This window comes from Rhodopila sp. (assembly GCF_965276935.1).
In the GTDB taxonomy this organism is placed as follows: Bacteria; Pseudomonadota; Alphaproteobacteria; order Acetobacterales; family Acetobacteraceae; genus Rhodopila.
Window position 1 is genome coordinate 767,328 of record NZ_CBDIBS010000003.1, and the last position, 19,719, is coordinate 787,046.

At 63.5% G+C, this 19,719-nt stretch carries 19 protein-coding genes; 4 read left to right on the forward strand and 15 right to left on the reverse strand.

The genetic code is table 11. The features are described 5' to 3' along the window. Nucleotides 1–31 precede the first annotated feature (31 nt). The 4 genes from fabF to fabD form a co-directional block, all read right to left on the reverse strand. Nucleotides 32–1,294, reverse strand: a complete 1,263-nt coding sequence (fabF, locus tag ACQY4S_RS11365; RefSeq protein WP_428485312.1) for a beta-ketoacyl-ACP synthase II — start codon at nucleotides 1,292–1,294, stop codon at nucleotides 32–34. A 36-nt stretch (nucleotides 1,295–1,330) separates the two neighbouring features. Continuing rightward, entirely contained in the window at nucleotides 1,331–1,567 is a 237-nt protein-coding gene (locus ACQY4S_RS11370; protein WP_428485313.1) for an acyl carrier protein, read from the reverse strand. A gap of 168 nt (nucleotides 1,568–1,735) precedes the next feature. Then, nucleotides 1,736–2,473: a 3-oxoacyl-[acyl-carrier-protein] reductase gene (gene fabG, locus ACQY4S_RS11375; RefSeq protein WP_428485314.1), complete on the reverse strand. Its 738-nt coding sequence runs from the start codon at nucleotides 2,471–2,473 to the stop codon at nucleotides 1,736–1,738. A gap of 28 nt (nucleotides 2,474–2,501) precedes the next feature. Beyond that, nucleotides 2,502–3,464 (reverse strand): ACP S-malonyltransferase, encoded by a 963-nt coding sequence (gene fabD, locus ACQY4S_RS11380; RefSeq protein WP_428485315.1) that lies wholly within the window; start codon nucleotides 3,462–3,464, stop codon nucleotides 2,502–2,504. A 420-nt stretch (nucleotides 3,465–3,884) separates the two neighbouring features. Between fabD and ACQY4S_RS11385 the strand changes: the two genes are divergently transcribed. Continuing rightward, nucleotides 3,885–5,471 carry an ABC transporter substrate-binding protein gene (locus ACQY4S_RS11385; protein WP_428485316.1) on the forward strand — a complete coding sequence of 529 codons (1,587 nt, stop codon included), beginning with the start codon at nucleotides 3,885–3,887 and terminating at the stop codon, nucleotides 5,469–5,471. A 72-nt stretch (nucleotides 5,472–5,543) separates the two neighbouring features. Here ACQY4S_RS11385 and ACQY4S_RS11390 read toward each other — a convergent pair whose 3' ends face one another. The 10 genes from ACQY4S_RS11390 to ACQY4S_RS11435 all read right to left on the reverse strand — a co-directional run bounded on the left by ACQY4S_RS11390 (nucleotide 5,544) and on the right by ACQY4S_RS11435 (nucleotide 14,692). Continuing rightward, a complete protein-coding gene (locus tag ACQY4S_RS11390) occupies nucleotides 5,544–6,329 on the reverse strand; it encodes an MlaE family ABC transporter permease (protein ID WP_428485317.1) in 786 nt (261 codons plus the stop codon). Further along, the gene (alr, locus tag ACQY4S_RS11395; RefSeq protein ID WP_428485318.1) at nucleotides 6,326–7,372 is read right to left on the reverse strand and encodes an alanine racemase; all 1,047 of its coding nucleotides are present in this window, start codon (nucleotides 7,370–7,372) and stop codon (nucleotides 6,326–6,328) included. The genes ACQY4S_RS11390 and alr overlap by 4 nt, the downstream gene beginning before the upstream one ends. A 43-nt stretch (nucleotides 7,373–7,415) precedes the next feature. Then, nucleotides 7,416–8,915 (reverse strand): replicative DNA helicase, encoded by a 1,500-nt coding sequence (locus ACQY4S_RS11400; protein ID WP_428485319.1) that lies wholly within the window; start codon nucleotides 8,913–8,915, stop codon nucleotides 7,416–7,418. 224 nt (nucleotides 8,916–9,139) lie between these two features. Beyond that, on the reverse strand, nucleotides 9,140–9,994 hold the full coding sequence (locus tag ACQY4S_RS11405; RefSeq protein WP_428485320.1) for an LLM class F420-dependent oxidoreductase: 855 nt from the start codon (nucleotides 9,992–9,994) through the stop codon (nucleotides 9,140–9,142). Between the two features lie 187 nt (nucleotides 9,995–10,181). Beyond that, nucleotides 10,182–11,438 carry a class I SAM-dependent methyltransferase gene (locus tag ACQY4S_RS11410; RefSeq protein ID WP_428486261.1) on the reverse strand — a complete coding sequence of 419 codons (1,257 nt, stop codon included), beginning with the start codon at nucleotides 11,436–11,438 and terminating at the stop codon, nucleotides 10,182–10,184. 128 nt (nucleotides 11,439–11,566) lie between these two features. Beyond that, nucleotides 11,567–12,130 carry a 50S ribosomal protein L9 gene (gene rplI / locus ACQY4S_RS11415; protein ID WP_428485321.1) on the reverse strand — a complete coding sequence of 188 codons (564 nt, stop codon included), beginning with the start codon at nucleotides 12,128–12,130 and terminating at the stop codon, nucleotides 11,567–11,569. 12 nt (nucleotides 12,131–12,142) lie between these two features. Next, a complete protein-coding gene (gene rpsR, locus ACQY4S_RS11420; protein ID WP_104521656.1) occupies nucleotides 12,143–12,415 on the reverse strand; it encodes a 30S ribosomal protein S18 in 273 nt (90 codons plus the stop codon). A 5-nt stretch (nucleotides 12,416–12,420) separates the two neighbouring features. After that, complete coding sequence (gene rpsF / locus ACQY4S_RS11425) at nucleotides 12,421–12,888, reverse strand: 30S ribosomal protein S6 (protein ID WP_428485322.1); 468 nt, start codon at nucleotides 12,886–12,888, stop codon at nucleotides 12,421–12,423. Nucleotides 12,889–13,103: 215 nt separating this feature from the next. Next, nucleotides 13,104–14,207: an HlyD family secretion protein gene (locus tag ACQY4S_RS11430; protein ID WP_428485323.1), complete on the reverse strand. Its 1,104-nt coding sequence runs from the start codon at nucleotides 14,205–14,207 to the stop codon at nucleotides 13,104–13,106. Further along, a complete protein-coding gene (locus tag ACQY4S_RS11435; protein ID WP_428485324.1) occupies nucleotides 14,207–14,692 on the reverse strand; it encodes a MarR family winged helix-turn-helix transcriptional regulator in 486 nt (161 codons plus the stop codon). Before ACQY4S_RS11435 ends, ACQY4S_RS11430 begins: the two co-directional genes overlap by 1 nt. Nucleotides 14,693–14,967: 275 nt before the next feature. On the opposite strand from ACQY4S_RS11435, the gene ACQY4S_RS11440 reads away from it, so the two are divergent. Genes ACQY4S_RS11440 through ACQY4S_RS11450 form a run of 3 tightly spaced genes read left to right on the forward strand, consistent with a single transcriptional unit; the run spans nucleotide 14,968 to nucleotide 17,884 of the window. Further along, nucleotides 14,968–16,194 carry an amidohydrolase family protein gene (locus ACQY4S_RS11440; protein ID WP_428485325.1) on the forward strand — a complete coding sequence of 409 codons (1,227 nt, stop codon included), beginning with the start codon at nucleotides 14,968–14,970 and terminating at the stop codon, nucleotides 16,192–16,194. Beyond that, complete coding sequence (locus ACQY4S_RS11445) at nucleotides 16,191–16,493, forward strand: DUF4387 domain-containing protein (protein WP_428485326.1); 303 nt, start codon at nucleotides 16,191–16,193, stop codon at nucleotides 16,491–16,493. The genes ACQY4S_RS11440 and ACQY4S_RS11445 overlap by 4 nt, the downstream gene beginning before the upstream one ends. Beyond that, complete coding sequence (locus ACQY4S_RS11450; RefSeq protein ID WP_428485327.1) at nucleotides 16,490–17,884, forward strand: acyclic terpene utilization AtuA family protein; 1,395 nt, start codon at nucleotides 16,490–16,492, stop codon at nucleotides 17,882–17,884. The genes ACQY4S_RS11445 and ACQY4S_RS11450 overlap by 4 nt, the downstream gene beginning before the upstream one ends. A gap of 187 nt (nucleotides 17,885–18,071) precedes the next feature. Here the strand turns inward: ACQY4S_RS11450 and ACQY4S_RS11455 are convergent, their stop codons facing one another. Further along, nucleotides 18,072–19,649 (reverse strand): ABC transporter substrate-binding protein, encoded by a 1,578-nt coding sequence (locus ACQY4S_RS11455; RefSeq protein ID WP_428485328.1) that lies wholly within the window; start codon nucleotides 19,647–19,649, stop codon nucleotides 18,072–18,074. Nucleotides 19,650–19,719: the final 70 nt, after the last annotated feature.

Genomic DNA, 19,719 nt, shown 5'->3' on the forward strand with positions numbered 1-19,719 from the left:
AAAAAACAGGCCAACATCGGTTACAATCCAATTAGGCCGCAGCCCGAAAAATAATGGATGCGTTCGTGCCGCCAAAGCCGAAGCTGTTGGACAGGGCGACCCTGATCCGCCGCTCCTGCGCTGTCCTGGCCACCCGGTCGATCACGCTGTCTCGGCTCGGATCGTCCAGATTGAGCGTCGGCGGCGCAACACCATCTCGGATGGCCAAAATAGAGAAGATCGCCTCGATCGCGCCCGCGGCACCGAGCAGGTGGCCGGTGGCCGATTTTGTGGACGACATCGCGAGACCACGTGCGTCCTCCCCAAACAGACGCTCCACGGCTTCCAGCTCGAGGTCGTCACCCAATGGCGTCGACGTGCCGTGGGCGTTCACGTACTGGATGTCCGCCGGTCTAAATCCGGCGCTTTTCATTGCCGCGCGCATGGAACGGAGGGCGCCGTCATGGCCCTCCGCCGGTGCGGTAATATGGTAAGCGTCGCCAGACATGCCGTAGCCGGAGACTTCCGCGTAAACCTTCGCGCCGCGCTTCCTGGCGTGCTCGTATTCTTCCAGGACAACGCAACCGGAGCCTTCGCCCATGACAAAGCCGTCTCGCTGCGTATCCCATGGGCGGGATGCCGCGGCCGGGCGGTCATTGAAGCCGGTGGACAGCGCGCGAGAGGCGCAGAAGCCGGCAATGCCAAGTTCACAGACCGCGGCTTCCGATCCACCTGCCAGCATCACGTCGGCATCACCGAGCGCGATCAGCCGGGAGGCATCGCCGATCGCATGTACGCCAGTGGCACAAGCCGTCACGACGCAGTGATTTGGTCCTGTAAAACCGTATTTGATGGATAGGTGTCCCGACGCCAGATTGCTCAATGCGGAGGGAATGAAGAACGGCGACAAGCGACGCGCCTTGCCTTGATGCACGAGGATAGAGGCATCAAAGATGGTTTCTAACCCGCCAATGCCGGAGCCGATCATCACGCCGGTGGCGCAGCGATCGTCCTCGGTTTCGGGACGCCAGCCGGAATCCTCCACCGCCTGAGTGCCGGCGACCATCGCCAGATGGATGAAACGATCCATCTTCTTCTGGTCCTTGACCGGGACCCATTCATTGATATCGAGCCCGCCGCCGGCCTTGTCGCCAGTTGGAACCTGGCCCGCTACCTTGCACGGCAGATCCTTGGCATCGAACAACCAAATCGGGCCGATACCTGACTCGGCGTTAATCAACCGGCGCCAGACATGCTCAACGCCCAAGCCAAGGGGACAGGCGATCCCCATGCCCGTCACCACAACACGCCGCATTGCCGCAGGCCCTTTCACGCTGCTCGACAGCAGGACTTACTTGCCCTGCTTTTCAATGTAATCGATCGCGTCCTTGACGGTGGCGATCTTCTCCGCCGCGTCTTCCGGAATTTCCACGTTGAAGGCTTCCTCGAACGCCATCACCAGCTCGACCGTGTCAAGGCTGTCGGCGCCCAGATCGTCGATGAAAGATGCTTCCGGGGTGACCTTGGATTCTTCCACCCCCAGATGTTCCACAACGATCTGCTTGATCTTGTCAGCAACCTCACTCATCGGCTCCGCTACTCCTAAATATTGTCTGTGTTTCGTCATTGCCCGGGTTGTACCGCGCCGCAAGCGATGTGCCCCGGTCCATGAAGCGGGCCCGTGCCATTCATAGTATCAGGGCGCTTAGCATGATTTCCCAATTACGGGAAAGCTCGGCGGGCTATACCGTTGCCGTCAAAGCATCGCCATCCCGCCATTCACATGAAGTGTGGCGCCGGTGACCCACCCGGCTTCATCCGAGGCCAGATAGGCGACCGCGGCGGCGATGTCCTCCGGCTGGCCCAGGCGGCGCAGCGGGATTGCATCGGTCAGTTTCGCACGCTGCGCTTCGCCAACCTTATCGGTCATCGCGGTGACGACGAAACCCGGTGCCACCACGTTCACGGTGACGCCGCGGGAGGCGACTTCCTGCGCCAGCGCCTTGCTGAGGCCGACCAACCCGGCTTTCGCTGCCGCATAGTTGGCCTGCCCGGCGTTTCCCGTCGCGCCGACGATGGAGGAAATATTAATCACCCGCCCTGCCCTGCGGCGCACCATGCCGAGCAGCACGGCGCGGGTGAGCCGGAACGGGGCAGACAGATCGACGTCCAGCACCGACTGCCAATCGAGGTCCGACATCCGCAGCGCCAGCATATCGCGTGTCATGCCGGCATTGTTGACAAGGATGTGCAGCGGGCCGGCGACGGCTTCCGCGCTCTCGATCAGTGCGGCGGGTTCCGAGGCATCTCGCAGATCGGCGGGGCAAACATGCGCTCGCTCGCCCAGCTCCGCCGCCAGCGCCTCCAGCGCATCCCGCCTTGTGCCGGACAGGACAACGATCGCACCCTGGACATGCAGAGCGCGGGCGATCGCCGCACCGATACCGCCGGAGGCGCCGGTGACCAAGGCGGCTTTGCCGTTCAACCTGAACATTCCTGCTTCCACCTCCCGTTGCCCCTGTTCAAAGACTTTTCAGCACCGCTTCAATATCCGCCGGCGTGCCGGCCGCCATTGCGGATGCGTCCGGCGCGATCCGCCTGATCAGTCCCATCAGCACCTTGCCGGCACCAAGTTCGACAAAACTGTCGACGCCCATCGCTGTCATCGCCTCAACGCATTCGCGCCAGCGGACGGTGGCGGTGACCTGCTGAACGAGCAGGTCGCGGATGCGGGCGGGATCGGATTCACGCTTCGCGGAAACGTTGGCGACCAGCGGCACGATGGGTTCGCCGGGCGGATTGTTTTCCAGCGCCTCGGCCATCGCATTGGCGGCCGGGGCCATCAGCGCGCAGTGGAACGGCGCCGAGACCGGCAGCAGCATGGCACGCCTGATGCCCATTGTTCGTGCGATCTCGATCGCCCGCTCGATCGCGGTGCGGTGACCGGAGATGACGAGCTGGCCACCGCCATTGTCGTTGGCGAGTTGGACGATCTCGGTCTGCGTCGTCTCCGGGACCGGCGCGGCTTCGGCGCAGATGGCTTTGGCCTGCTCCAGGTCGGCGCCCAGCAGGGCCGCCATGGCGCCCAGGCCGGTCGGGACGGCTTTTTGCATGGCCTGCCCGCGCAGTTTCAGCAGCCTGGAGGCGGTGGCGATGCTGAAGGCGCCGGCCGCGGCCAGGGCGGTGTACTCGCCTAGAGAATGGCCACTGACGACAAGAGCCCGCTGCCGCAGGGTCAGACCGCCCTCTTGCTGCAGCACCCTCAAGACCGCCAATGAGTGGGCCATCAGGGCGGGCTGGGTGTTCTCGGTCAGGACCAGTTCCTCCCCCGGACCGTCGAACATCAGGCGGGACAGTTTCTGGTTCAGGGTGTCATCGACTTCCTGGAACACCTCCCGCGCGACGGCGAAGGCCGCGGCCAACTCACGACCCATGCCGACGGCCTGACTGCCCTGGCCGGGAAAGATGAAGGCGTGGACCGGCATGGGAAGCAAACTCTCGAGACTACGGGTTGACGACCGGTGGAATTGGCAGGGGGCGTAGCGGTGGGTCACAAGACTGTCAAGGAAGACAACGGCGGAATGACCGACGCGGCTAGACCGCCCGCCGTCGGCATGCCGCCCGCATTGCGTCGGCGCCGCACGCCGGCGCTGCGTTGCATATCCGACATGAAGGGCTGCGCATTTGTGCCAGGTCGCGCCGACCAAGCAAAGTCGGAAACCGACAGTGTCACGCTGCTGTCCCGGGACACGACGGTCTGACCCTGCCTGGCACCAGGCAGCCAGTGCCGGTTCGTCATAACAAAAATATCAACAGATGTAGACACGGAGGCGCCCGATTCCGCATGGTCTGCCCCGAACATCTGGGGTCTACTTTTTTCCTTCATGCCAGGAAGGTAGCGAAGCATGCGCCGACGGACACTCATGGCGGCAGCCGCCGCGCAACTCGCGATGCCGGGGATCAGCCGAGCGGCGGAGCGGGTTCTGAAGTTTGTGCCGCAGTCAGACCTGGCGGTGGTCGATCCGATCTGGACCACCGCCTACGTCACTCGCAATCACGGGTTCATGGTCTGGGACACGCTGTACGGCCAGACCGGCCCAGCGAACGGGTTCAAGGCCACGCCGCAGATGGTGGCAGGTCATGTCATCGCGGATGACGGCAAGACCTGGACGCTGACCTTGCGTGACGGATTGCTGTTTCACACCGGGGAAAAGGTGCTGGCGCGGGACTGCGTGGCGAGCATCCAGCGCTGGGCGGCGCGCGACGCGTTCGGCCAGGCGCTGATGCTGCGGACGGACGCGCTCACGGCGCCGGACGACAAGACAATCGTGTTCAAGCTGAAACGGCCATTCGCGCTGCTGCCCGTGGCGCTGGGGCATTCCTATTCCAACATGTGCGCGATAATGCCGGAGCGCGTGGCGAAGACGCCGCCCTTTCAGCAGATCACCGAGGTCGTCGGCAGCGGCCCATTCAAGTTCCTGGCCCAGGAACGTGTTCCCGGGTCGTTTGTGGCATACGAGCGCTTCGCGCAGTACAAACCGTGCCCGACTGGCGTGGCGGACTGGACCTCGGGACCGAAAATCGTTCATTTCGACCGCGTCGAGTGGCATATCATACCCGACCCCGCCACCAAGGCCAACGCGCTGCAATCGGGCGAGGTGGCTTGGTGGGAAGACCCGACTAGCGATCTGCTGCCGATGTTTCCCAAGGGCGGCGATGTGACCGTCGCCGTGAAGGATCCCACCGGCGAGTGCATGATCATGCGCCCGAACTTTCTTTATCCGCCGTTCGACAATCCCGCTATCCGCCGCGCCTTGCTGGGAGCAATCGATCAGTCCGAGTTCATGACGGCGATGACAGGTACCGACAAGTCGCTGTGGAAGGTGCCATGCGGCTTCTTCCCGCCCGGCACGCCGCTGGCCACCGACGCCGGGATGGCGGCACTGCCATCCGCCACGCCGGACTACACGAAGGTGAAAGCGGCGTTGAAAGCAGCCGGTTACCAGGGCGAAAAGATCGTGTTCATGGCATCCACCGACCAAGCCGCGCTGAACGCGCTGGATGAGGTGGCCGATGACATGCTGAAGCGGTCGGGCATAAATATCGAGTATCAGGCGACAGACTGGGGATCAGTCGTGCAGCGCCGGTCGCTGCAGAAGCCGCCGGCCGAGGGTGGCTGGAACATGTTCATCACGGGCTTCGCCGGACTGGATTTGTCCACTCCGGCTGGCGACCTACCGCTGCGGGGCAACGGCAAGGGCGCGTGGTTCGGCTGGCCGACCAACGCCAAGATGGAAGACCTGCGCAATGCCTGGTTCGAAGCGCCCGACCTGGCAGCGCAGCAGCACATCGCCGCGCAAATTCAGACGGAAGCCTTCGACTTCATTCCATACTACCCGCTCGGCTTCGCCTATCAGCCGACCGCGTTCCGCAAGGACCTCACCGACATGCTGGATGGCTTCGTGATCTTCTGGAACGTACGCCGTGCGTGAGGTCCGAACAGTGATGTGATCCGTGGCAGGCATTCCGATCGAGGCAACTGGCCCTGGCGAGGCTGATTGCCCTTATCGCGCGAAAAACATCTCCGTCAGGACGTAGTCGAACGCGAGGATCAGGATTGACGCGGTGACCACCGCCAGTGTGGTCGCAGCCCCCACGCCTTGTGCACCGCCTTTGCTGTTGTAGCCCTGATAGCAGCCCATCAGCGCGATGATGAAGCCGAACACCGCAGCCTTTGCCAGACCCGAGACCACGTCGTTCACCTGCACGAAATTCAACGTGTTGGTCAGGTAGGACGTGACATTGAAACCCAGCTTCAGGGTGGACACGATGAAGCCGCCCAATACCCCCAATATGTCCGCGATCACCACCAGAAGCGGCAGCGCGATGGTCCCGGCCAGCAGCCGGGGTGCCACCAGGTACTTCATCGGGTTGGTGGACAGCGTCGACAGCGCGTCAATCTGGTCGGTGACGCGCATCGTGCCAAGCTCCGCCGCCATCGCGGCACCGACACGGCCGGCGACCATCAGCCCGGCCAATACCGGCCCAAGCTCCCGCGTCACAGACAGCACGACCAGATTGGCGACGGCTCCCTGGGCAGAGAAGCGGGCAAATCCGGTATAGGATTGCAATGCTAATACCATCCCGGTGAATACCGCCGTCAGCGCCACGACGGGCAGGCTGAAATAACCGATTTCCAGCAGCGCCGACCCAAACCGGCGCGGATAGAATGGCGGGCGGATCAGGTGTGAAAGCCCGTCGATGCCAAACAAGGCCATCGCGCCTGCGGCATGGCACCAGTTGATCACAATCCGGCCGATGGTGGCCAGGAAATCCAGGAAGACGTTCACGTTGATTGATATACCCGATGAAAGCGGCGGCCGAGGGAGGTCAGCACCTCATACCCGTTCGTGCCGGCCGCGACAGCCACATCGTCCGGGGACAAATGCGGGCCGAGAACCTCCAGCCAGCAACCGGGTTGCACGGCGGGATGATCGGTCACGTCGAAGGTGGTCAGGTCCATGGAGACGCGGCCTACCAGCGGGATGGGGTTGCCGTCAAAACAGGCCGATCCACGATCCGACAGACTGCGGAGCAAACCATCGGCGTAGCCGAGCGCCGCCGTGGCGATCCGGCTGGGCCGAGCAGCGGTCCAGGTGGCGTTGTAGCCGACCGAGGTGCCGGCCGCGACGTCACGCACCGCCAGCACCCGTACCATCAGCCGCACCACGCAGCGCATCGGATTGGGTTTCCCCGGTGTTGGATTGATACCGTAAAGCGCCGCGCCGGGGCGGGCGAGGTCGGAGCCGAAAGCAGCGCCGAGGAAGATGCCGGACGAATTGGCCAGGCTGCCCGGCGCCGGCGGCAGCCGAATGCGGGCAGCGGCGAACTTGTCCCGTTGCCGCTTATTCTGCGCGGCACCCGGAATTTCCGCTGATACCAGATGTGTCATCAGATAGCGGATGGCCAGCCCGTTCAGCGGCGTGTGATCTTCGGCCAGCATCGCCAGTTCACGATCATCCAGACCCAGGCGGGACATCCCGGTATCGACATGCAAGATCGCGCTGCCGCGGCCGGACCAGCGGGCGATCTCCTGCAGCGAGCCCAGTACCGGGGTCAGGTCATGCTCGATATAATTTATTTCGGTGCCGGCGATCAGGCCGCTCAGCACCGCCAGCATCGCGCCTGGTACCTGGTCGCGCACCGCCAGCGCCTCATCCAGATAGGCGACAAAGAAATGCCGGCAGCCAGCCTGGTACAGCGCCTCGGCGACCGGGCGGCTACCCAGTCCGTAGGCATTGGCCTTGATAACGGCTGCAACGGGACCGGCGAGGTGATGCGCCCGCAGCAGGCGCCAGTTGGCGACGATGGCACCGAGATCGACCTCCAGCACCGCATGGGCTCCCGTGGATGGCCCGTGCGTGGACAACGATGTCTCAGTTGGCATAATCGGAATGAACGAGATCGAGATCGCCGAAGCGGGTGAACTCGCCCTCAAACAACAGCGAGATCGTGCCGGTTGGGCCATGGCGCTGCTTGGCGATGATCAGGTCGGCCTTGTTGTGCGATTTCGCCATCCGCTGCTGCCAATCGTCCATTGCCGCGTTGAACTTGTCGCTGCTGCCCTCGAACGCAACCTCCTTGGGCATTTTCTGCTCAAGATAGTATTCGTCCCGATAGACGAACATCACCGCGTCGGCGTCCTGTTCGATCGAGCCGGACTCGCGCAGATCGGACAACTGAGGCCGCTTGTCCTCGCGGTTTTCCACCTGGCGGGACAACTGTGACAGCGCGATGACCGGGAGCGCCAGTTCCTTGGCCAGGGCTTTGAGGCCCTGGGTGATCATGCTGATCTCCAACACCCGGTTTTCCGGCCGCGTGCCGGCGGACGGCCGCATCAACTGCAGGTAATCGACGATCACCAGCGCCAGTCCCTTGGTCCGCTTCAGCCGCCGACAGCGGGTGCGCAATGCCGACATGGTGATGGCCGGGGTGTCGTCGATCTGGATCGGCAGCGAGGCGATCTCCCGCGACACCTGCACGAACTTGTCGAAGTCCTTCTGGCCGATGTCACCACGGCGAATGCGATCGCCGGAGATGCGGGCCTCCTCGCTCAGCAGACGAGTGGCAAGCTGTTCGGCACTCATTTCCAGCGAGAAGACAGCGATCGTCTGTTTCGGCACCGCGGCGGGATCGGTGGCACGGGCATCCGCCTGTAGCGCCTTGGCCGCGCCAAAGGCGATTTTCGTGGCGAGCGCGGTCTTGCCCATGCCGGGCCGGCCGGCGAGAATCAGCAGGTCGGATGGATGCAGGCCGCCCATCTTGCTGTCCAGGTCGCGTAGCCCGGTTGACAGGCCGGACACGCTGCCCGAGCGGCGGAAGGCTCGCTCCGCGCCAAGGATCGCCTCGGTCAGCGCTTTTTCGAATGTTATGAAGCCACCGGTGGCGCCGCCATCCGCCGCCAGTTCGAACAGTGACTGTTCGGCGGCCTCGATCTGCTCCGGGCCGGCCAGTTCGGCGTCGGCGCCGAAGGCGTTGTTGACCACGGTCTCGCCGATGTCGATCAACTGGCGACGCAGCCACGTGTCATAGACGGCCTTGCCGTAGTCGCCCGCATTGATGATGCCGACCATGGCGGAAAGCAATTGCGTCAGGTAGGCGGTGCCGCCGACCTCCTCCAGAATGCCGGCGTGCTCGAACTCCGCCTTCAGGGTAACTGGGTCGGCAAGCTGGCCGGCTTCGACCCGGCGGACGATGGCCTGGTAGATACGGCCATGGACCGGATCAACGAAGTGGTCCGCGATGAGGAATTCCGACACCCGTTCGTATGCCTTGTTGTTGGCCAGAAGGGCGCCGAGCAATGCCTGCTCCGCCTGGACGTTCGAGGGCGGCAGGCGCTGGGAGAGACCGAACAGCGGCGTGTCGATGGTGTTCATCGCAACACCTTTAATCCAGCAGGCGGAGTCGCGCATGGGGTCGCGCCTGTGGACGGCTGTGGATAGCGGGTGCAAGTCGAAATGGTCTGATTTTATATTTAATCACATGGTTCACAGGCTTTGGACGTTCCGCCTGACGTGATCATGCTGCTACCGCATGCCACATCGCGATCGGCGTGCCGCGGGACGTGTGGCGCGCTTCAGGATGTCCTGAGGCGCGTCGATCACCCGGCCTGCCGGATCAGCTCCGCCCAGCGGTCCAGGATTGGCAGCACGATGTCTTCCTTCGCCGCCGGCAGACTGACCGCGACGCGGGCGATGCCTAGATCGCGATAGCGGCTGAGTGTTTCGATGTCCTCGCCGGCGCCGAAAATGGTGACCGGGCAAGATGCCGGATCACGGCCGGCGCCCTTCAGCAAGGCATGGAACTTCGGCACGGTCTCGAAGACATCGCCATACGTGCCCGGCCGGCCGGCGAGTGGAATCCAACCTTCGCCATAGCGTGCCGCACGCCGGGCGCCGTGCGGAAAGGCGCCGCCGACGATGACCGGCGGGTGCGGTTTCTGAACCGGCTTTGGCCAGCTCATCATTGGGCCAAAATTGACGAACTCACCGGCGTATTCCGGTTTGGCTTCAGTCCAGATCGCCTTTATCGCCTCGACCCGTTCGCGCACCAGCTTGGCGCGGGTTTTGAATACGGTGCCGTGGTCCTCCATTTCCTCCGCGTTCCAGCCGACGCCAATGCCGAACAGGAATCGGCCGCCGGAGACCTGGTCGATCGAGGCCACCAGCTTCGCCGTCTGGATCGGGTCGCGCTGGTTGACCAGGCAGACGCCGGTGCCGAGGTTCAAGGTCGTGGTTGCCGCCGCCGCGGCGGTCAGCGTCACGAATGGGTCCATGACGTCATAGTACTGCTTTGGCAGATCGCCGCCGCCGCCCCATGGCGAACGCCGCGATGCCGGGATGTGCGAGTGCTCGGGCGCCCAGATGGACTCGAAGCCGCGGTCCTCCAAAGCTTTCGCCAAGGCAGCCGGGGTCATCGAGTAGTCGATCAGGAACATGGAAGCGCCAAAATGCATGATTCATCTCCCGATATGCCTACGGAACTATGGCACGGCCCGGAGCCGAGGTCACCTTCCCGCCACAGTCAAGTGCGAACCACCGGCCTTGCCTCGATCCCTTGGCGTAAATAATGGCCCTTGCAGCACCGGATCAACGCGCCGGCGCCCCCAATGCTTCGCCGCGATCTGCTTGCTGTTAGCCTGATTATCGCCCGAGGGGGTCCGCCGCTTGCGCCACCTGCCCCACCGGACGCATCGCCTCGGCCGCGGCTACGTAGTCTCGGGTCAGCGGAACCGCCGTCTGGTCGTGCGCCAATTGCGCCTGCCACACCAGATGTCCGCAGCGGCGGAAGGTGATCTCCGACGCCGCCAGGTAGAACTCGAACATGCGGCAGAAGCGTTCATCATATAGCGCCGTGATCGCGTCCCGATTGGCGGCGAAGCGGCGGCGCCAGTGGCGCAAGGTCTTGGCGTAGTGCAGTCGCAGGATCTCGATATCCGTCGTCATCAGGCCGCTGCGTTCGATCCCCGGCAACACCTCTGACAAGGCCGGCGAATAGCCGCCCGGAAAAATATACTTCTGCATCCATTTGTTGGTGCCGCCCGGACCATCGCTGCGGCCGATCGCATGCACCAAGGCGACACCGTCGCGCTTCAGGCAACGCGCCACGGTGTTGAAAAACTCGCCGAAGTGACCAACACCTACGTGCTCGAACATGCCGACCGAGACGATCCGGTCAAACTGTTCCGTCACCGCCCGGTAATCCCGCAGCTCGAAGCGTACTCGATCGTCCAGCCCTTCGGCCACGGCGCGAGCCCGCGCCGCCTGCAACTGTTCCTGCGACAAAGTTACGCCGGTCACGTGCGCGCCGAAGTCACGCGCCAGGGTCAGCGCCATACCACCCCACCCGCATCCGATGTCCAGCACCCGCAATCCAGGTCTGTCCAGGCAAAGTTTCGCCGCGATGTGACGCTTCTTCGCGGCCTGTGCCTCTTCCAAGGTCTCGTCTCCGGTGGCGAAATAAGCGCAGGAGTATTGCCAGTCGCGGTCCAGGAACAGGCTATAGAGCCGTCCGTTCAAGTCGTAATGATGCGCGACATTCCGCCGCGACCGAGCCGCGGGATTGTACTGGTCGAGACGACGCGTCAGGGCACCAAGACGTTCACGCAGCCGCATTACGGGATGAGCAGTTGGCGCATCGTCCCGACTGGCCAGCAAGACATCCAGCAAATCGTACAGACGTCCGTCCTCCACGACCAGCCTGCCTTCGACATACTCCTCGCCCGCCGCAAGGGAAGGATTGAGCACGAGCCGCCGAACCGTTCGTGTGTCCCGCAGCCGCATGGCGACCTGAGGCTCATCGTCGCTGCCATAGGTTGTTCTGGAGCCGTCTGGCCACCATACGGTCAATCGACCGATCGTGACAAAACGCCGCAGTATGGCGTCAAGAACAGCGTGCATCACTCCCAGTCAATCTCCCGCCTTGATTAGGGCAGTCAGACTGAGTCGAAAATGCGCATCCGTCAAAGCACCGATGTGAAATTGCCGCCCGGTGGGATTCACAAAACAGAGACATCATGCCCCCGGGATCAACCCGGCAATTGGGTGTCGCCTTCGAAGATGTCCTCGGCGGTCGGCGTCTGCTCCTCCTCAAGCTCACCGGTGGCGCGCTCGCCACGCGCTTGCCGCTCTGCCTCTTCCGGGCTGCGGGCGACATTGACGGTGACGGGAATGGAGACCTCCGGGTGCAGCGACACGCGGACCTTCGCCAGACCCAGTGTCTTGATCGGGTGTTCCAGCACAACCTGGGAACGATTGATGGTCAGCCCGGCCGCCGTGCAGGCGTCGGAAATGTCGCGCGCCGAGACCGAGCCATACAGGCTGCCGGACTCGCCAGCCTGTCGGATGATCACCACCGTCAGGCCGCCAACCCGTTCGGCCAGACGTTCAGCTTCCTCGCGGCGCTTGATGTTTTGCGCTTCAAGCTGCGCTCGCTGCTGTTCGAAGCGGGCCAGATTGTCCTTGCTGGCGCGCAGCGCCTTCTTCTGCGGCAGCAGGAAGTTGCGGGCATAGCCCGGCTTCACCTTGACCACATCACCCATCTGCCCAAGCTTCTCGACGCGCTGCAGCAGGACCAGTTCAACGGCGGCCATGAAATCCGCTCCTTACGCAACGATATAGGGCAGCAGCGCCAGGAATCGGGCGCGCTTGATCGCCACCGCGAGTTCCCGCTGCTTCTTGGCGGACACGGCGGTGATGCGGCTTGGCACGATCTTGCCTCGCTCCGACAGGAAGCGGGACAGCAGACGCACATCCTTATAGTCGATCTTCGGCGCATTGGGGCCGGAGAACGGACAGGACTTGCGGCGGCGGTAGAATGGTCGACGGGCGCCGACGGCGGTGCGCCGGGCGGCGGGATTGACTTCGGTATCCGACATGCTGGCTACTCCTCAGGACTGCCGCGGAAGTCCTCACGGACAAATTCATCGCGGGCACGAAATTCCTCCCGGTCGTCAAAGCCGCGACGGCGGCCGCTTTCGAAGCGGCCGGCTGGCTTGGGTCCGCGGAAGCTACGCTCCCGGTCATCGGACTTGCGCGACAGGATAGCGGACGGCGCTTCATCGATTTCCTCGATGCGCACCGTCATGAAGCGCAGGATGTCCTCGTTCAGTCCTAGCTTGCGCTCCATCTCGGTGACGAAGGCGGGCTTGGCATCAAGACCGAGCAGCATGTAGTGGCCCTTGCGGTTCTTCTTGATCCGATAGGCCAGACCACGCAGGCCCCAATATTCCCGCTTCTTGACCGCGCCGGCGTCGGCTTCGAGCTCGGTGCCGATCTCGTCGGCGATCTGCTCGACCTGCTGCTGCGTCACATCATTCCGCGCGATCAGCACGGTTTCATATAGCGGCATGAATAAACCCCCTATGGCTTGTCTCCGCCCAAGACCCGGGAGGGGTCAGTTTCCACAATGGAAATCGGGCATAGCCGGGCGCGATGCCGTCGCCCCGGCAGGGAAGGCGGGGCTTGAAGCACGGATCAGGCCGGCGTGCAACAACGGAAAGCCCGCCGAACCCGGCATCTCATGCGGCCCCGTCATGATGGACGCCGGGCCGAGGCGCCAAGCTGCTAGAACAGGTCGCGCCAGCTTCGCGTGTGGCCGGTATCGATATCGGCAATGACGCTCATGCCGGCCCGCAATTGCGGATCGCCCTCCTGGCGTTCGACCCGGATACGCACCGGGATACGCTGCACGACCTTGACCCAGTTGCCGGACGTGTTCTGCGCCGGCAGCACGGAGAATTCGGATCCGCTGTTTGGCGCGATCGATTCGACCACGGCATGCCAGACCCGGCCAGGGTAGGTATCGACCGTGACCTCGACCTTGTCGCCAAGCTTGACGTGGGTGAGTTCGGTTTCCTTCGGATTGGCCTCGACCCACAGGTGCTGGTCGGACACGAGGCCGAATGCAGCGGTGGCGGCGGCCAGATACATGCCCGGCTGCACGCTGTCGACCTGCGTCACAACACCATCGAACGGCGCATGAATCACGGTATGGTCAAGCTGCCGCTGTGCTTCGTCCACCCGCGCGGCGGCCTGCAGATAGTCATTCATGGTTCGAACGTCGACCTCGGGATCGCCACCCAGCCTCGTCAGTTGCATCGCGGCAGTGACCTTCAACGCTTCCACAGTCTGCTTGTCCGCCATCAGTTGAAATCGCGCGTTGTCATATTCGGCCCGTGTCACGCCGCCGTTCTTGACCAGATTGGCAAAGCGATCGTAGTTCGCCTGATCGGACGCGACCTGCGCGTCCTTCACATCGACCTGGCGCAACATCCGCTTGTAGTCGAGTTTTTCAGCCTCGAGCGTGGCGACAAGGCCGTTCCTGTTGGCCACCGCGCCCGCCAGGGCAATCTGGAACGGCCGTGGATCGAGGCGCAGCAGCACATCATTCTGGCTGACCCGCTGGCCTTCATGCACCGGCACCGCAGTCACGATGCCGGACACGTCGGTGGCGATCACCTCCTTGGCGGCGCGGACATAAGCGTCATCGATGGAGACCATCCGGCCACCGGTCAGCCACCAGGCGCCAACGGTAACGATGACCATCGCGATGCCGCCGATCATCAGGATGGGACGCATCGCGCTGCGAACCAGTCGGCGGCGAACCGGAGCCGGCTGCACGTGATCGCTGGTCCGCGCTGCGGGACTGGAGAGTGTGGCTTGCGACATCAAACCGCCTCCCGCGCCGCCGGATCAGCGATGTCCGCGCCCCGCCGAGACGAATGAGACTCCTGGGTCAGCGTCGCCTTCATCCGCAGCAATGCCTCGGTCATTATTTCAATGGACTGCTCATTAATTCCGTTGGTCAGCATGCGCGTCATGTCAGCGCGCTGATGGTCGATCTCGCGGAGGACAGCACGCGCCGGGGGCAGCAGGTGCAGCCGCCAGATCCGCCGGTCGCGTGGGTCGGGACGGCGTTCAACCATGCCGCGGGCTTCCAGACGGTCGATCAGGCGGGCAACGGTGATCGGTTCGACTTCGAGGAATTCGGCAAGTTCCTTCTGCGAGATGCCAGGCTGCCGCTCCAGCCAGATCAGGATGCCCCACTGCGCGCGGGTCATGTCATGCAAGCGCGCGCGCTTGTCCGCGTCGACGCGGAGAAGCCGGGCAACGTCATGCAGCAGGAACATCAGGTCGCGGTGAAACTCGTCCAACGGCGCTTCCTCGAATTTTCCGTCATTATAAGCCACCTTATTATAATGACTTCCACTCCATTTGCCATGCGCCTGCTGCAATACCGCTGCGCGCAATCGGTTGTCCCTGCCCGAACGGGTCCTGGTCGGCTGGCGGGGTGGTTCTGCGCTGGTCTCCCTTCAACTACACTTGTTTATTGTCGCGCTGCCTGGAGGCGCCCCCCGGCCGTGTCTTTACAGCTTCGGTCATCGGCTGGCACGGTAGCCTTGAGCCGGACCAGCCAGAAGGGAACAGCATGGATTTCGTCATCCGCAATGCGCGCTTGCCCAGTGCCCCGGAGGATCCCCCGGTCGATATTGGCATCCAGGGTGGCAAGATTGCCGCGATCGAAGCCAGCTTGCCGGTCGACGTCCCATTCCACGATGCGGAAGAGAACCTGGTATGCGCTGGCCTGATCGAAACCCACATTCACCTCGACAAGTCACGCATCATTGACCGTTGCGAGCCCGAACCCGGCCGCAACCCCAACGTCGTGCCACGTGTCGCCGCGGTGAAGTCGACTTTCACCGAGGTCGATGTCTATCGGCGCGCCAGCCAGACGTTGGAAGGTTGCCTCAAGTATGGCACCACGCGAATGCGCACGCATGTGGAACTCGATGCCGGGGTCGAACTGCGCAGCTTCGAGGCGCTGGAGAAATTGCGGAAAGACTACGCCTGGGCTATCGACATCGAATTATGCGTCTTCCCGCAGGAGGGCCTGACCAACAATCCCCGCGCGGATGAGCTGCTGGTCGAAACCTTGAAGCGCGGCGTCAGGGTTATTGGTGCCGCGCCCAACTATGATCCCGATCACGGCGGCCAGATCCGCCGCATCTTCCAGCTTGCCCGCGAGTACGACGCCGATATCGACATGCACCTGGACTCCGGCAACAGCGCCGACGACATGGACATCTGGCTGGTGTGCGAACTGGCCCGGGAATACGGCATGGGCGGACGTGTCACGGTCGGCCACGGCTGCAAGTATTCGACCATGCCGCCCGCCGACCTGGCTCGGCTCGCCGCGACGCTGGCCGATGCCGGCGTGGCGGTCACCGTGCTGCCGGCGACCGACCTGTTCATGATGGCACGCGACCAGGACCACAGCGTTCGCCGCGGTGTCGCCGATGCGAACACCCTGGTGGAGCTTGGGGTGAACTGCTCGATCTCCAGCAACAACATCCTTAACCCGTTCACGCCGCTGGGCGACGGCAACCTGATCCGCATCGCCAACATGCAGGCCAACGTCTGCCAGGTCAGCCATTCGCGCCGGCTGCGGGAATGCTTCGCCATGCTGACCGATCGCTCTGCCAGGCTAATGAACCTGAAGGACTACGGCATCGCGGTCGGTAATCCGGCCGATGTCGTGGTGTTCGATGCGACCACGCCGGAACAGGCGGTGGCCGAGGTCCGCGCGCCGCTGGTCGCCTTCAAGCGCGGCATCCGCACCGTCACCCGGCCGCGTGCCGAACTGCATGCTCCGTGAAACTGTCCGACATCGCCCAGGTCATTCGCAGCAAGAATGCCGGCCCCAGGCGCCTGACGCTGGACATCATGTTTGCCTCGGACGCGGATTACCAGCGCGTCGTGCAGTCGCCGGCGCTTGGCGCGCGGGCCATCGGCGCGCTTTATCGCGTGCCGGCGGAGCAGGTGACCATCATCCCCTACCCTGTCGGCCGAGCAATCAAGATCGTGTTGGCGCGAGCGGTCATGGCGGGCGATCCGGGTGACCTGGACGTGTATGGGGCGCAACAGCATGCGCCCCTGCTGGGGATCGAGATATGAGCGCATCCGGCCGCATCCTGGAGGCTTTCCGCCGCAATCTCCGTCCCATTCGCCTGCTGGGCGCGTCCGGGCAGCTTGGCTACGGCATTCCGGCGAACGCCTTCCGCGCCGGGCTGGACCGAGGCCCGGATCTGATCGGGTGCGACATGGGATCAATCGACATCGGCCCCACGTATCTGGGCAAGGGCGAGATGGCGACATCCCCTGAAGCGACTCGTCGTGACCTGCGGCGCGTGCTGCATGCCGCTCGCGATCTTGATGTGCCGCTAGTGATCGGAACCGCCGGTTCGGCCGGTGCCGCGCCCCATTTGGAGGCAACCCTGCACATGCTGCGGGAGATCGGCCGCACCGATGGCCGGCATTTTCGCATGGCCACGATTCCCGCTGACATTCCCCGTCCGTATCTGCTGGATGCTGTCCGATCTGGCCATGTCAGCAGCTTCGACGGCATGCCTGCCCTGACGGAGCTAGAGGTCAGCGAAGCGGCGCATATCGTCGGCCAGATGGGTATAGGTCCGTTCCGCAAGGCGCTGGCCCGCGACGTAGACGTGGTTGTTGCCGGGCGCGCCTGCGACACCGCGATCTTCGCCTCGCTTCCGGCCATGCTCGGCTTTCCGATCGGACTGGCGATGCACATGGCGAAGATCATTGAGTGCGGCTCGCTTTGCTGCGTGCCGGGCGGTCGTGATCCGATCCTGGCGGAGTTGGATCAGTACGGCTTCGTCCTGGAAAGCATGAACCCGGACCGGCGCGCGACACCGACCTCGGTCGCGGCGCACAGCCTGTATGAGCAGAGCGATCCATTCGCGATGCAGGAGCCCGACGGCACGCTGGACCTGACGCATGCGCACTATGAGGCGGTGGACGACCGCCGCACCCGCGTCAGCGGCGCGCTTTGGCGCGATACCACAAGTCCGACCATCAAGCTGGAAGGCGCGCGCAAGATCGGCGAACGGGCCGTGCTGCTGTGCGGTTGCGCCGACCCGCGCTTCATCGCGCGATGCAAGGACCTGCTGCCCAAGGTAGCCGACGTGGTGCGCGATCTGGTCTGCGATGAACAGCCAATGGATTACACGTTACGTTTTCGGGTCTATGGCATCGACGGCGTGCGCATGGTTGTGCCGGACCATGAGCCATTACCCGGAGAGGTGTTCATCATGGGCGAGTGTATCGCGCCGACCCGCGAACGAGCGTCCGAGGTCGTCCGCACCTGCAAGCAGTTCCTGCTGCATTACGGCTACCCCGGCCGGCTTTCCACCGCCGGCAACGTCGCGTTTCCGTTCACGCCGCCGGAGGTCTCGCTGGGGCCGGCCTATCATTTCAATGTCTATCACCTGCTACAAGTGCAGGATCCAGATCGGTTGTTCCCAATTAAGATCGAGACTGTATGATACTCAACTGGCGGAAGAAATGGCATATCGGCGCCCACACCTTCCATGAGGTTGAGGTCGCCGCGGCGACCAACGGACCAACCGAACTGGGTGGTTGGTCAGCATCGTAGAAGTTGAGCAATCCGTCCGTCAAAACCGGGGTCGCGGCGGCGGCCTGTCGCCGGCCGATCGGCCCGGTCATCGCGCCTCATTTCACATGGACATAACGATACGGAAAAGTATCGTCAGCCGGCTGCGCCACGTCGACGTTGTTCTTGGTCGCCCAGACGATCACCTGCTGATGCAGCGGCAGCGAGGCGACGTCCTTCTGCACAATCTCGATCGCCTGGCGGATCATATCATTTCGCCGCGTCTGGTCCGTTTCGACGCCGATCTTGTCAGTCAGTGCGTCCAGCGTGGGATTTGAATAGCCACCGTCATTGACTTCGCCACGCTTGCCGTTGCGTGTGCCGAGCAGGGTATACAGGACGTTGTGCGCGTCGTAGGTGGCCGGAGTCCAGCCGAGCATGTAGAAGTCGGTGTCGTAACCGGGTGCACCGATCTTGTTGAAGAACTTGCTTTTGGTCTGCGCGTTCAGATCGATCTTGATGCCGATCCGGGCGAGCATCGGCACTAGCGCGGTGCAGATCTGCTCATCCATCACATAGCGGTCGTTGGGGCAATCCAGCCCGACCTTGAAGCCGGTAGGATAGCCGGCCTCGGCCAGCAACTGCTTGGCCTTCGCCGGGTCGGCCTTCGGCCGCACGTCCAGCGCGGCATCGTAGCCGTTCACGCCCGGCCCCCACATCTCGTACGTTGGGTGACCGAGGCCCAGCATCACGCGTTTGGCGATGATCGGTTCATCGATCGCCAGCGCCACCGCCTGGCGCACCCGCACATCCTTGAACGGATTCTTCCCCTTCACGTCACTGCTCGGCAGTTCATCCCGGCTCTGGTCAAAGCCCAGAAAGATCGTGCGCAATTCCGGTGTTTGCAGCAGCTTCAGACCATCGGTCTGCTTGATCCGCGCGATGTCCTGCGGCGGCACGGAGTAGATCATGTCGACCTCGCCGGACAGCAGCGCCGCCACCCGGGTCGGCGCCGAGGCGATGACGTCGAACTCGACCCGGTCCAGATTGTATAGTGGCTTGTCCCACCACCCTGGATTCTTCTCCACAACCGTGCGCCGGTCCGGCTCCCGCGACACCAGCTTGAACGGGCCGGTGCCCATGGCGTTGTGCAGCGCGTAGTTGTCCTCTTTGCCGATGATCACGGGTTCGGTCGCGTTGTGCGCCTCGCACCAGGCCTTGGACATGATCAGCAGGTTGGTCTGCTCCTGCAGGAAGATCGGATCGGGCTGGAAGGTCTCGAACTCGACCGTCAGGTCGTCGATCTTGCGGGCCTCCTTCACCGGCGACATCGGCGCGCGCAGCGCCGAGTCCTTGGACTGGATCCGCTTCAAGGTGAACACCACATCATCGGCGGTGAACGGTGAGCCGTCCTGCCACTTCACCCCCGGCCGCAGGTGAAAGCGCCAGACTGTTGGGCTGGTCTGCTCCCAGGACACCGCCAGTGATGGTTCCAGCTTCAGGTCGCGGTTGCGGCGGACCAGCGGTTCGTAGATATTGGCCAGGAACGAGAGCTGCACGGTTTCCTGCCGAGTCGCCGGGTCCATCGCGTTCACGTCGCCGTCATTTGCCCAACGAAACGTGGCAGCGCCGGCTGGCGATGCCAGGGTAGCGATACCAAGACAGCCGGCGAGCAGCAAGAAACGTGACAGCCTCATTCGGTTGCACTCCTGATCGTCTCGTCGATAACAAGGTGGTCTAGCCCGCCGCTTGTGCCATGACCAGGAA

Excerpts from the sequence above, each read along its gene's own strand:
- fabG (WP_428485314.1), bottom strand. The coding sequence starts at position 2,473 with ATGTTCAGGTTGAACGGCAAAGCCGCCTTGGTCACCGGCGCCTCCGGC.
- rpsR (WP_104521656.1), bottom strand. The coding sequence starts at position 12,415 with ATGTCGGATACCGAAGTCAATCCCGCCGCCCGGCGCACCGCCGTCGGC.
- ACQY4S_RS11385 (WP_428485316.1), top strand. The coding sequence starts at position 3,885 with ATGCGCCGACGGACACTCATGGCGGCAGCCGCCGCGCAACTCGCGATG.
- ACQY4S_RS11450 (WP_428485327.1), top strand. The coding sequence starts at position 16,490 with ATGAGCGCATCCGGCCGCATCCTGGAGGCTTTCCGCCGCAATCTCCGT.
- fabF (WP_428485312.1), bottom strand. The coding sequence starts at position 1,294 with ATGCGGCGTGTTGTGGTGACGGGCATGGGGATCGCCTGTCCCCTTGGC.
- rpsF (WP_428485322.1), bottom strand. The coding sequence starts at position 12,888 with ATGCCGCTATATGAAACCGTGCTGATCGCGCGGAATGATGTGACGCAG.
- ACQY4S_RS11370 (WP_428485313.1), bottom strand. The coding sequence starts at position 1,567 with ATGAGTGAGGTTGCTGACAAGATCAAGCAGATCGTTGTGGAACATCTG.
- ACQY4S_RS11410 (WP_428486261.1), bottom strand. The coding sequence starts at position 11,438 with ATGCACGCTGTTCTTGACGCCATACTGCGGCGTTTTGTCACGATCGGT.
- ACQY4S_RS11405 (WP_428485320.1), bottom strand. The coding sequence starts at position 9,994 with ATGCATTTTGGCGCTTCCATGTTCCTGATCGACTACTCGATGACCCCG.
- fabD (WP_428485315.1), bottom strand. The coding sequence starts at position 3,464 with ATGCCGGTCCACGCCTTCATCTTTCCCGGCCAGGGCAGTCAGGCCGTC.
- ACQY4S_RS11430 (WP_428485323.1), bottom strand. The coding sequence starts at position 14,207 with ATGTCGCAAGCCACACTCTCCAGTCCCGCAGCGCGGACCAGCGATCAC.
- rplI (WP_428485321.1), bottom strand. The coding sequence starts at position 12,130 with ATGGCCGCCGTTGAACTGGTCCTGCTGCAGCGCGTCGAGAAGCTTGGG.
- ACQY4S_RS11400 (WP_428485319.1), bottom strand. The coding sequence starts at position 8,915 with ATGAACACCATCGACACGCCGCTGTTCGGTCTCTCCCAGCGCCTGCCG.
- ACQY4S_RS11440 (WP_428485325.1), top strand. The coding sequence starts at position 14,968 with ATGGATTTCGTCATCCGCAATGCGCGCTTGCCCAGTGCCCCGGAGGAT.
- ACQY4S_RS11455 (WP_428485328.1), bottom strand. The coding sequence starts at position 19,649 with ATGAGGCTGTCACGTTTCTTGCTGCTCGCCGGCTGTCTTGGTATCGCT.